Origin of the sequence: Microcella frigidaquae (assembly GCF_014200395.1) — a bacterium.
GTDB classification, from domain to species: domain Bacteria; phylum Actinomycetota; class Actinomycetes; order Actinomycetales; family Microbacteriaceae; genus Microcella; species Microcella frigidaquae.
The window spans coordinates 69167-81140 of the sequence record NZ_JACHBS010000001.1 but is presented as its reverse complement, the minus strand read 5'-3'; the positions used below and the strand labels follow the sequence as shown (position 1 = coordinate 81140).

The 11974-nt window shown below is 70.9% G+C and carries 10 protein-coding genes and 1 tRNA gene; 8 read left to right on the top strand and 3 right to left on the bottom strand.

Features of this window, described 5'->3' with window-relative positions; genetic code table 11:
• Positions 1–59: 59 nt before the first annotated feature.
• Together BJ959_RS00410 and BJ959_RS00405 are read left to right on the top strand one after the other, a co-directional pair.
• Positions 60–1448, top strand: coding sequence for an FAD-binding oxidoreductase (locus BJ959_RS00410; protein ID WP_153981225.1), 1389 nt, complete (start codon positions 60–62; stop codon positions 1446–1448).
• Between the two features lie 146 nt (positions 1449–1594).
• Positions 1595–2749, top strand: coding sequence for an IS481 family transposase (locus tag BJ959_RS00405; protein WP_183321808.1), 1155 nt, complete (start codon positions 1595–1597; stop codon positions 2747–2749).
• A gap of 62 nt (positions 2750–2811) precedes the next feature.
• Here the strand turns inward: BJ959_RS00405 and BJ959_RS00400 are convergent.
• Positions 2812–2884 (bottom strand) — tRNA-Val (locus BJ959_RS00400).
• Between the two features lie 13 nt (positions 2885–2897).
• Positions 2898–3383: a peroxiredoxin gene (locus BJ959_RS00395; protein WP_341799939.1), complete on the bottom strand. Its 486-nt coding sequence runs from the start codon at positions 3381–3383 to the stop codon at positions 2898–2900.
• A gap of 148 nt (positions 3384–3531) precedes the next feature.
• Here BJ959_RS00395 and aceE point away from each other — a divergent pair, with 148 nt between their 5' ends.
• From aceE to BJ959_RS00365, 6 genes are all read left to right on the top strand, one after another.
• On the top strand, positions 3532–6264 hold the full coding sequence (aceE, locus tag BJ959_RS00390; RefSeq protein WP_153982281.1) for a pyruvate dehydrogenase (acetyl-transferring), homodimeric type: 2733 nt from the start codon (positions 3532–3534) through the stop codon (positions 6262–6264).
• Positions 6265–6346: 82 nt separating this feature from the next.
• The gene (locus tag BJ959_RS00385; protein WP_207949212.1) at positions 6347–7525 is read left to right on the top strand and encodes a PucR family transcriptional regulator; all 1179 of its coding nucleotides are present in this window, start codon (positions 6347–6349) and stop codon (positions 7523–7525) included.
• A 112-nt stretch (positions 7526–7637) separates the two neighbouring features.
• Complete coding sequence (locus tag BJ959_RS00380) at positions 7638–8555, top strand: ACP S-malonyltransferase (protein WP_153982283.1); 918 nt, start codon at positions 7638–7640, stop codon at positions 8553–8555.
• Entirely contained in the window at positions 8552–9559 is a 1008-nt protein-coding gene (locus BJ959_RS00375; RefSeq protein ID WP_153982284.1) for a beta-ketoacyl-ACP synthase 3, read from the top strand. Before BJ959_RS00380 ends, BJ959_RS00375 begins: the two co-directional genes overlap by 4 nt.
• An 85-nt stretch (positions 9560–9644) precedes the next feature.
• The gene (locus BJ959_RS00370) at positions 9645–9893 is read left to right on the top strand and encodes an acyl carrier protein (protein WP_047564587.1); all 249 of its coding nucleotides are present in this window, start codon (positions 9645–9647) and stop codon (positions 9891–9893) included.
• A gap of 92 nt (positions 9894–9985) precedes the next feature.
• Positions 9986–11221 carry a beta-ketoacyl-[acyl-carrier-protein] synthase family protein gene (locus BJ959_RS00365; RefSeq protein ID WP_153982285.1) on the top strand — a complete coding sequence of 412 codons (1236 nt, stop codon included), beginning with the start codon at positions 9986–9988 and terminating at the stop codon, positions 11219–11221.
• Between the two features lie 145 nt (positions 11222–11366).
• Here the strand turns inward: BJ959_RS00365 and BJ959_RS00360 are convergent, their stop codons facing one another.
• Entirely contained in the window at positions 11367–11906 is a 540-nt protein-coding gene (locus BJ959_RS00360) for a DUF3145 domain-containing protein (RefSeq protein ID WP_153982286.1), read from the bottom strand.
• Positions 11907–11974: the final 68 nt, after the last annotated feature.

Below are 11974 nucleotides of genomic sequence, written 5' to 3'. Positions count from 1 at the left end.
AGGCCCGTTCCGAGCATCGTCGCGTTGCGGTGCCGGGCAGCGGGGCGCAGAGTAGGCCCATGCCCTCCTCGACCGCACTCGCACCTGTCGCCGACCGTGTCGCCGCCCTCACCGAGCGCCTGCCCTTCCTCCGCACCCCCGCCGACCCCCGGTACGACGCGCTGCGTCAGCCGTGGCACTGCGCGCACGATCAGCACCCGGCCGCGATCGCCGAACCCGCCTCCGCCGAAGACGTCCGGCTGCTCGTCGATGCCGCGCGGCAGCTCGGGATGCGGCTCGCGCCACAGGGCACGGGCCACGGAGCCCTGCCGCTCGCCCAGCACCGGCTCGACGACGTCGTGCTCGTCCGCACGGGAGGCCTCGACGCGGTCATCGTCGATCCGTCTGCCCACCGCGTGCGCGTCGGCTCCGGCGTGCGGTGGGGTGCCGTCGTCGCCGCGACGGCACCCCACGGGCTCGCCGCCCTCCACGGGTCGTCCCCGACCGTCGGCGTCGCCGGATACTGCCTCGGTGGCGGCATCGGCTGGTACGCCCGCGCGCTCGGCACGGCGGCCAACTCGGTCACCGCCCTCGAGGTCGTCACAGCCGACGGCCAGCTGCGTCGCGTCGACCACGATCACGATCCCGAGCTGTTCTGGGCCCTCCGCGGCGGCGGCGGCGGGCTCGGCATCGTGACGGCGCTCGAGCTGCGGCTCGAGCCGATCGCCGACGTCGTGGCCGGCATGCTGTGGTGGCCGATCGAGCGCACGGAGGAGGTGCTGCGCACCTGGCTCGCCGTGACCCGTGACGCGCCGGATGCCCTTACGACGTCGTTCCGGGTGATGCGCTTCCCCGCGCTCCCCGAACTGCCCGACGCCGTGCGGGGTCGGCAGCTCGTCGTGATCGACGGGGCGGCGCTCACCGATGACACGACCGCCGAGGCGCTGCTCGCTCCGCTGCGCGCTCTCGCTCCCGAACTCGACACCTGGCGGCGCGTGCCCGCCGCGACCCTCCCCGAGCTGCACATGGACCCGATCGACCCCACTCCGGCGGCGGGCCACAGCACCCTGCTCGGTCAGCTCGACGACGCGGCGGTGGCCGCACTGGTCGCCGCCGTCGGGCCCGATGCCGACTCGGCCCTGCTCTTCGCGGAGCTGCGCCAGCTCGGCGGGGCGCTCAGCCGCGCCGCCGACGGCGCGGGGGTGCTGGCGCGCCTGGACGGCGACTACGCCCTGCTGCTGCTCGGTATCGCCCCGGATGAGGCAGCGGTTCGGCGGGTGCGCGACGAGGCCGAGCGGATCATCGGCAGCATGACCCCGTGGGCCACCGGGGGCGAGTACCTGAACTTCGCCGAGGGGCCCGTCGAGACGCGCCGCGCCTACCCGGCGGAGGCGTGGGACCGCCTGCTCCGCATCCGGAGCGCGCACGACCCGCAGAGAATGTTCGTCGCGAACCACGACTTCCGCTGAGGCGCCGACGAGCGCCACCGCGACGTGGGCCCGGAGGTGTCTGGTTTCAGCACATCGTGGACACCTGTCTCACGACATCGTGGACAGTGACCCACCCTGCGCCGTGATGTCTCACGTCATCGTGGACACCCGGTCAGGGTCGATGGGTGAGCAAACAGGAAGTGCTGATCCTCGCCGTCACCGTGCAGGGCCTGTCCTACCGCGAAGCCGCCCGCATCCACGGGGTGTCGAAATCGCTGGTCCATAAGCTGCATCAGCGGTGGCTCACCGAGGGGGAGGCCGCGTTCACTGCTCGCTCGAGGGCACCGCGGTCGCAGCCTGCCCGCACACCCGACGCGATCCGCGCTCGCGTGCTGCAGTTGCGTGCGCAGCTCACTGCCGACGGCCTGGATGCCGGCGCCGACACAGTCTGCTCACTCCTGGCCGCCGAGCAGGTGACCCTGTCACGGTCGACGATCTGGCGCATCCTGCGCAGCGCCGAGGTGATCGTGCCGCAACCGCAGAAACGTCCCCGTTCCTCCTGGCAACGCTTCACGGCCGAGCAACCCAACGAGCTTTGGCAGTCCGACACCACCCACTGGCGCCTTGCCGACGGGTCAGAGGTGGAGATCATCGGTTGGATCGATGACCACTCCCGTTTCGTCACGCATCTGTCGTGCCACCTGCGCGTCACGGGCCGCACCGTCACTGACACCTTCCAGCAGGCGGCCGCCGTGCACGGGTTCCCCGCGGCAACGTTGACCGACAACGGCAACATCTTCACCACCCGCTTCGCCGGCGGCCTGAAGGCTCGCACCTCTGGCAATGCGTTCGAGACACTGTTGGCCCTGCACGGCATTACCCAGAAGAACGGCAAACCTTACAAGCCCACCACGCAAGGCAAGATCGAACGGTTCTGGCAGACGCTGAAGAAGCGCCTGACCATGCGGCCCGCCAGCAGCCTGGAAGAGCTGCAGCGTGAGCTGGATGAGTTCGTTGACCACTACAACCAGCACCGCCCGCACCGGGCGTTGAACCGACGCACGCCCGCCTTCGCCTACACGCTGATCCCGAAAGCAGCACCGACGCAGCCTGATGACCCAAACATCTGGCGGGTCCGCTACGACACCATCGACGCGCACGGGAAAGTCTCCCTGCGTTTCGGCAACCGCATGATGCACCTCGGCTACGGGCGAGGCTTGGCCCGCACCGCCGTGATCGTCCTCATCCACGGCCTGCACGCCGTCACAATCACCCCCGACGGCGAAGTGCTTGCCGAGCATCTGATCGACCCGAACAAGGGCTACCAAGCCAAGACGTGAAAAACGGGCGAACCCTCCCGCTGGGGGTTCACCCGTCCACGATGTCCTGAGACATCACAACGTGGGCCCGGAGGGACTCGAACCCCCGACATCCTCGGTGTAAACGAGGCGCTCTACCAACTGAGCTACAGGCCCTGGCCCGCCCAGGTTACCCGGCGGATGCGGGCTGCAGCTCGGCGAGCGCGGCCCGGTACGCGGCGAGCGGCCGCGCCTCGCCCGGGGAGACCGCGAAGGCGGCACGGACGACACCCTCCGCATCCACCAGGATCGTCGCCCGCGTTGCGAAGCCCTTCTCGTCGAGGAAGGCCCCGTACCGGCGGGCCACCTCGCCGTGCGGCCAGAAGTCGGCGAGCAGCGTGAAGTCGTAGCCCTCGCGCTCGGCGAAGACCCGGAGGGTGGCCGTCGAGTCGACTGAGATCGCGAGGAGGCGCACCCCCGCGTCGGCGAAGACCGAGAGGTTGTCGCGCAGCTCGCACAGCTCGCCCGTGCAGGTGCCGGTGAACGCGAGCGGGAAGAACACGAGCACCACCGGCGTGCCGCGCAGAGCGCTCAGTGAGACGTCCTGACCGAACTGGTCCCGCAGGCTGAAATCGGGGGCGATGGTGCCGACTGCGGGCAGGGCGGGAGCGGTCACGACTCTCCAGTCGATCGGGCGTCCGAGCGGAGTCGGAGCGGGAGGCGGGGTGGATAGACTCGACAGCGCTCGTGCGATGCACTGCGCCGCGACCCGGCGCCCGCGTTCGCGCTGACACACTCTGTCTACCACCAGAAAGAGGGCACAGGTGACGGTCAACGACCAGGATCCGTACTCGGTCAGCCACATCGACTCCGACCCGGAGGAGACCGCGGAATGGGCGGCGTCGCTCGATGCCGTGGTGCACGAGCGGGGCGCCGGCCGTGGCCGCGACATCATGCTCAGCCTGCTGAAGCGGTCGAAGGAGCTGCACCTCGGCGTACCGATGGTGCCCACCACCGACTACCTGAACACGATCGCGCCGGAGAACGAGCCCGAGTTCCCGGGCGATGAGGAGATCGAGCGCCGCTACCGCGCCTGGATCCGCTGGAACGCCGCGATCACGGTGCACCGGGCGCAGCGCCCCGGCATCGCTGTGGGCGGTCACATCTCGACCTACGCCTCGAGCGCGGCTCTCTACGAGGTCGGGCACAACCACTTCTTCCGGGGTGCCGACCACCCGACCGGCGGCGACCAGATCTTCTATCAGGGCCACGCCTCCCCCGGCATGTACGCCCGCGCCTACCTCGAGGGCCGCCTGAGCGAGACGCAGCTCGACGGGTTCCGGCAGGAGAAGTCGCACGGTGGTGCCGGCGCCGGCCTCTCGAGCTACCCGCACCCGCGGCTCATGCCCGACTTCTGGCAGTTCCCGACCGTCTCGATGGGTCTCGGCCCGATCAACGCGATCTACCAGGCGCAACTCAACAAGTACGTCACCAACCGCGGCATCGCCGAGGCCGACGACACGCAGGTCTGGGCCTTCCTCGGCGACGGCGAGATGGACGAGGTCGAGAGCCGCGGCGCCCTGCAGCTGGCCGCGAACGACGGTCTCGACAACCTGAACTTCGTCATCAACTGCAACCTGCAGCGCCTCGACGGGCCGGTGCGCGGCAACGGCAAGATCATCCAGGAGCTCGAGAGCTTCTTCCGCGGCGCCGGCTGGAACGTCATCAAGGTCATCTGGGGCCGCGAGTGGGATGCCCTGCTGGAGCAGGACCACGAGGGCGCGCTGCGCGACCTCATGAACCGCACGCCGGACGGCGACTACCAGACCTACAAGGCCGAGTCGGGCGCGTTCATCCGCGAGCACTTCTTCGGGCGCGATCCCCGCACCGCGGCGATGGTCGCCGACTACACCGACGACCAGATCTGGAAGCTCAAGCGCGGCGGCCACGACTACCGCAAGGTGTACGCGGCCTTCAAGGCGGCGAGCGAGCACAAGGGTCAGCCGACGGTGATCCTCGCGAAGACCGTCAAGGGCTACGGGCTCGGCCCGAGCTTCGAGGGGCGCAACGCGACCCACCAGATGAAGAAGCTCACGCTCGACAACCTCAAGCAGTTCCGCGACGAGATGCGCATCCCGATCACCGACGCGCAGCTCGAGGCCGACCCGTACCGCCCGCCGTACTACCACCCGGGAGCGAGTGACCCGGCGATCGAGTACCTGCAGGAGCGCCGCCGTGCGCTCGGCGGCTACGTGCCCGAGCGCCGGTCGAAGTACACCCAGGTCTCGCTGCCCGATGCCTCGACCTACGAGATCGCGAAGAAGGGCTCGGGCAAGCAGGAGGTCGCCACGACGATGGCGTTCGCGCGCCTGCTCAAGGACCTCCTGAAGGACAAGGAGTTCGGCCACCGCATCGTGCCGATCATCCCCGACGAGGCCCGCACCTTCGGCATGGACGCCTACTTCCCGACCTCGAAGATCTACAACCCGAACGGGCAGCACTACACCTCGGTCGACCGCGAGCTGCTGCTGGCCTACAAGGAGAGCCCGCAGGGGCAGATCATCCACACGGGCATCAACGAGGCGGGGGCGGTCGCCGCCTTCACGGCCGTCGGAACGAGCTACGCCACCCACGGCGAGCCGCTCATCCCGGTCTACGTCTTCTACTCGATGTTCGGCTTCCAGCGCACCGGCGACGCCTTCTGGGCCGCCGGAGACCAGATGACGCGCGGCTTCATCATCGGAGCGACCGCGGGGCGCACGACGCTGACCGGCGAGGGCCTGCAGCACGCGGATGGCCACTCACCGCTGCTCGCGAGCACCAACCCCGCCGTCATCACCTATGACCCCGCGTTCGGCTACGAGATCGGGCACATCATGCGCGCCGGCCTCGAGCGCATGTACGGCGGCAGCCACCCCGACCCGAACGTCATGTACTACCTGACGGTCTACAACGAGCCGATCGTGCAGCCGGCGGAGCCCGAGGGTCTCGACGTCGAGGGCGTGCTGCGCGGCATCTACAAGCTCTCGACCAGCGCGGCTCTCGGGCCGAAGGCGCAGATCCTCGCCTCCGGTGTCGCGGTGCCGTGGGCGCTCGAGGCGCAGCAGCTGCTGGCCGACGACTGGAACGTCTCGGCCGATGTCTGGAGCGTCACGTCGTGGAACGAGCTGCGCCGCGACGGTCTCGCCGTCGACGAGCACAACTTCCTGCGGCCGACCGAGGCGCCGAAGGTGCCGTACGTCACCCGGGTGCTGCAGGCGGCGGAAGGCCCGTTCATCGGCGTCAGCGACTTCATGCACGCCGTGCCCGACCAGATCCGGCCGTTCGTGCCCGGCGACTACGCCACGCTCGGCGCCGACGGCTTCGGCTTCAGCGACACCCGTCCGGCCGCGCGCCGCTTCTTCACGATCGACGGACCGTCGATCGTGGTGCGCACGCTGCAGCAGCTGGCACGGCGCGGGGCGGTCGACCCCAGCGCGATCCCCGCGGCGATCGAGAAGTACCGGCTCTACGACGTGACGGCCGGCACGACCGGGTCGGCGGGCGGCGAGGCGTAGCACGGCATCCGACGAGGGGGCACGGTCGGCGCGCGGCGCCCGCACGGCCCCCTCGGTGCAGAGAAGGAGCACGGTGGCAGAGCTGACGAAGGCGCAGACCCTGCAGTGGCTGCGCAATATCTCGGGCGAGCTGGCGACGGCGACGCTCAAGCGGCTCGACGACACCCTGCCGTGGTACGGCACCATGCCGCCCAGCCGCCGCTCGGCCGTCGGGCTCGTCGCGCAGGCCGGCATCACCTCCTTCATCAGCTGGTACGACGACCCGACGTCGCAGCCGTGGATCGCCGCCGACGTGTTCGGGGCCGCGCCCCGCGAGCTGCTGCGCTCGGTGAGCCTGCAGCAGACGCTGCAGCTGATCCGCGTGGTCGTCGAGGTGGTGGAGGACCGCGTCCGCGATCGCGACGAGAACCTGCGGCACGGCATCCTGCTCTACAGCCGCGAGATCGCATTCGCCGCCGCCGACGTCTACGCGCGCGCCGCGGAGGCGCGCGGGCTGTGGGATGCCCGTCTCGAGGCGCTCGTCGTCGACTCGATCCTCTCCGGCGAGTACGACAACGAGCTGCCCAGCCGCATCGCGGCGCTCGGCTGGAACGGGCACGGCGAGGTGTGCGTGCTGGTCGGCACGACGCCGCGGATCGTGGACGTCGACCAGATCCGGCGCACCGCCCGGCACGTGGATGCCGACGTGCTCATCGGAGTGCAGGGCAACCGCCTCGTCGTCGTCATCGGGCGGGCGCGTCCGCGGGGCGAGGACGAAGCCGCGACCGAGCCGGAGCACACCTTCCAGCAGATCGCCGAGGCGCTCGAGCCGAGCTTCGGTGCAGGCAACCTCGTGCTCGGCCCGGAGGTGCCCGACGTGGTCGGGGCGGGCAAGAGCGCGAAGGCGGCGCTCGCGGGCTTCGCCGTCGCCCGCTCGTGGCGGAACGCCCCACGGCCGACGCTCGCCGACGACCTGCTGCCCGAGCGGGCGCTCGCGGGCGACCCCATCGCCCGGGGCACTCTCATCGGGCGCATCTACAAGCCGCTCAAGGCGCACAATCCCGAGCTGCTGCTGACCCTCTGGGCCTATCTCGACAACGGCCGCAGTCTCGAGGCGACCGCCCGCGAGCTGTTCGTGCACCCCAACACGGTGCGATACCGCCTCAAGCGCATCAGCGAGGTCATCGGGTGGGACGCGACCGGAGCGCGCGAGGCGCTGATCCTGCAGTGCGCGCTCATCGTCGGGTCGATCGCCGAGCCCGAGCCGCCCGCGCGGCGCTGAGCGCGGGTCCGGCGTGGCGGTGCCGCGCTGTCGACCATCTCCAAGCCCGTTGTACGTTTGTGCACGACTTCCGCACCATCACCCCGCTCCACCCCTTGGAAGGATTGTCCTCATGATCGTCGTCGTGGCCCCCGGCCAGGGCTCCCAGACCCCCGGCTTCCTCGATCCCTGGATCGCCGACCCCGCGCACCGTGCCCGCCTCGAGCAGTACGGCGAGGCCGCCGGCATCGACCTCGTGGCGCACGGCACCGTCTCCGACGCCGACACGATCCGCGACACCGCCATCGCGCAGCCGCTCATCGTCGCGGCGAGCCTGCTGAGCGCCCACGCGCTGCTCGAGGGCCGCCGCGAGCGCGTCGGCGCCGTCGCGGGGCACTCGGTCGGCGAGTTCGCCGCCGCTGCCGTCGCGGGCGTGCTCACCGACACCGACGCCGTGCGCCTGGTGCGCGAGCGCGGCCTCGCCATGGCGGAGGCCGCCGCGGCCGTCCCCACCGGCATGAGCGCCGTGCTGGGGGGCGACGAGGATGCTCTCGCCGCGCGCCTCGCCGAGCTCGGGCTCAGCGCCGCCAACATGAACGGTGCCGGCCAGATCGTCGTCGCCGGCGAACTGTCCGCCCTCGCCGCGCTCGCGGCCGGACCGGTCGCCGGGTCGCGGGTGATCCCGCTGCAGGTCGCTGGCGCGTTCCATACGCACTACATGAGCGGTGCGGTCGAGCGCCTGCGCACGGCCGTCTCGGAGGTCGCCGTCGGCGAGCCGAGCATCCCGCTGCACACCAACCGCGACGGCTCCCGCGTCGCCTCCGGAGCCGACGTCGTCGCGCTGCTGGTCGGCCAGGTGAGCTCGCCGGTGCGCTGGGACCTCTGCATGGAGTCGTTCGCCGCGCACGGGGTCACCGGCATCATCGAGCTGCTGCCCGCCGGAGCGCTCGTCGGCCTCGCCAAGCGCGCCCTCAAGGGCGTCCCCACGGTCGCGGTCAAAACGCCCGACGATCTGCCCGCCGCCATCGAGCTTCTGGAGGCCGCCGCGTGAGCACGCCGACCCTGCACCAGTCCACCGGATCGCCCTACACGCGCATCTACGCCATCGGTGCCGCCCGCGGCGACCTCACCGTCACCAACGACGACATCGCCGGCCCGATCGACTCGAGCGACGAGTGGATCCGCCAGCGGACGGGCGTCATCACCCGCATGCGCGCCTCGGCCGAGGTGCAGGCCGTCGACCTCGCCGAGGCCGCGGCCCGCGAGGCGATCGAGAAGGCCGGCATCACGGCCGACCAGATCGGCGCGGTCATCGTGTCGACCATCAGCAACGTCGTGCAGACGCCCTCGCTGGCGGCGCTCCTCGCCGACCGCATCGGCGCGACCCCGGCGGCCGCCTACGACGTCTCGGCCGCCTGCGCCGGGTACACCTACGGCATCGCGCAAGCGGACGCCTTCGTGCGCGCCGGTCTCGCCCGCTACGTGCTCGTGGTCGGTGCCGAGAAGCTCAGCGACTTCGCGAAGCCGACCGACCGCACCATCTCGTTCCTCCTCGGCGACGGCGCGGGCGCCGCGATCGTCGGGCCGGCCGACGAGCCGGGTATCTCGGCGACGGTCTGGGGCTCCGACGGCTCGAAGTGGGACGCCGTCGGCATGGACCGCCCGATCAAGGAGGCCTTCGACGACCCCGACGGCGAGTTCCCGACGCTCCGCCAGGAGGGCCAGACGGTGTTCCGCTGGGCGGTGTGGGAGATGGCCAAGGTCGCGCAGCAGGCCCTGGACGCCGCGGGCGTGGCACCCGAGCAGCTCGCGGCGTTCATCCCCCACCAGGCGAACATGCGCATCATCGACGAGTTCGCCAAGCAGCTGAAGCTGCCGGAGTCCGTCGTCGTCGCGCGCGACATCGCCACCACCGGCAACACCTCGGCGGCGTCGATCCCACTCGCCACCCACCGCCTGCTCGAGGAGCACCCCGAACTCAGCGGCGGCCTCGCCCTGCAGATCGGGTTCGGGGCCGGGCTCGTCTTCGGCGCCCAGGTGGTGCGCCTGCCCTGACCCGCGGCAGCGCGGATCCCTCGCCGCACGACCGCACCACCCTAGGATTGTCCACGGTCATACGACACCCCCAAGGAGAGAAAACATGGCACTGTCCACCGAAGAAGTTCTCGCCGGCCTCGCCGAGCTCATCAACGACGAGACGGGCATCGCCACCGACTCGGTCGCTCTCGACAAGTCGTTCACGGACGACCTCGACATCGACTCGATCTCGATGATGACCATCGTGGTGAACGCCGAGGAGAAGTTCGACGTCAAGATCCCCGACGACGAGGTCAAGAACCTCACCACCGTCGGCGACGCCGTCACCTTCATCGTCAACGCCTCGGCCTAGCCGACGCGCACGACGCCGGAGCCCGGGGTCGGCCCGCGCCGACCCCGGCCCTCCCGGCGGCACAGAACCCATTCCTGCAGAGAGCTGACGTTATGACCACCATCGTCGTCACCGGTATCGGTGCCACCTCCCCCATCGGCGGAACCGCCCGCGAGAGCTGGGACGCCCTGCTGCGCGGCGAATCGGGTGCCCGCACCCTCGCCTACGATTGGGTCGCCCAGCACGAGCTCCCCGTGACGTTCGCCGCCGAGGCGAAGGTGCGCCCCGAGGAGGTGCTCGAGCGCCAGGAAATCAAGCGGCTCGACCCCTCCGCCCAGTATGCGCTCATCGCCGCCCGCGAGGCCTGGGCCGACGCTGGCGCTCCCGACATCACCCCCGAGCGCATCCTCGTCGACTACGCCACCGGCATCGGCGGGCTCTGGACGCTGCTCGATGCGTGGGACGTGCTCAAGGAGAAGGGCCCGCGTCGGGTCCTCCCGATGACGATCCCCATGCTCATGCCGAACGCGGCCGCGGCCGCCATCAGCATGCACCTCCGCGCGCGCGCCGGGGCCCGCACTGTCGTCTCCGCGTGCGCCTCGGGCACGGAGGCGATTGCGAACGCCTACGAGCACCTGCAGCTCGGCCTCGCCGACATCGTCATCGCCGGGGGCACCGAGGCCGTCGTCCACCCCCTCCCGATCGCCGCCTTCGCGTCGATGCAGGCGCTCTCCAAGCGCAACGACGACCCTGCCGCCGCGTCGCGCCCGTATGACGTCGACCGTGACGGCTTCGTGCTCGGCGAGGGCGCCGCCGCCGTCGTGCTCGAGACGAAGGAGCACGCCCTCGCACGCGGAGCGCGCATCTACGCCGAGCTCGCCGGCGGGTCGGTCACGAGCGACTCGTACCACATCACCGCACCCGACCCCGAGGGCTCCGGCGCCGCCCGCGCCGTGCTCGCCGCCCTGAAGCAGGCCGGTGCGACGCCCGACGAGGTCTCGCACATCAACGCGCACGCCACGTCGACCCCGGTCGGCGACATCGCCGAGTACGAGGCGCTCAAGCGCGTCTTCGGCGACCGTGTCTCGAGCATCCCGGTGTCGGCCACCAAGGCATCGACCGGCCACCTGCTCGGCGGCACCGGCGCGCTCGAGGCGGTCTTCACGATCCTCGCCCTGCACGAGCGCACAGCTCCCCCGACGATCAACCTCGACAACCAGGACGAGGCGATCCCGCTCGACGTCGTGACGAGCCCGCGCCCACTCGGCGACGGCCCGCTGCTGGCGATCTCGAACTCCTTCGGCTTCGGCGGCCACAACTCGGTGGTGGCGTTCCGCACGGTCGCCTAGCCGGCCGCGCGTCTCCACAACTCAGGAGTCTCGACACGGACAGCCCCGCGACACGCCGTCGCGGGGCTGTTTCGCGCGCCCAGGCGCGTCCGACTCCTGAATTGTGGAGGTACGGGGCCGGAGGAGGTGGTGACGGATGCGGGGCTCAGCCCGTGCGGTGCAGCCAGACCACCCGCGCGCCGTCGCCGGCGTGGCGGAAGGACTCGAGCTCGTCATCCCAGGCCTGACCGAGGGCGAGCCGCAGCTCGCGGTGCAGCTCGAGCGCGTTCGACCCTGCGACCTCCATCGCGTAGCGGATGCGGTCCTCCGGGATGACCGTGTTGCCGAGCGTGTCGGTCTGGGCGTAGTAGATGCCGAGGTCGGGGGTGTGCATCCAGCGTCCGCCATCGGTGCCGAGACCGGCGTCCTCGGTGACCTCGTAGCGCAGGTGCTCCCAGCCGCGCAGGGCGCTCGCGATGCGAGCGCCGGTGCCGCGCTCGCCCTCCCAGACGTATTCCGTGCGCAGCGATCCCGGCAGCACGGGCTGGTCGATCCACTCGAAGTTCAGGGCACGATCGAGTGCGCGACCTGCGGCCCACTCGATGTGAGGGCAGAGCGCGCGAGGCGCGGAGTGCACGTACAGCACTCCGCGAGCGTTTGCAGCAGCCACGGTCTCCTCCGGTTCGTTCAGGTGCGACTTCCCCATCGACCTGGGTGGCGGAGTGCCGGGCATGTTCGGTTGTGGACGCTCGCGCGTCGTCGCCAGTATGCCGC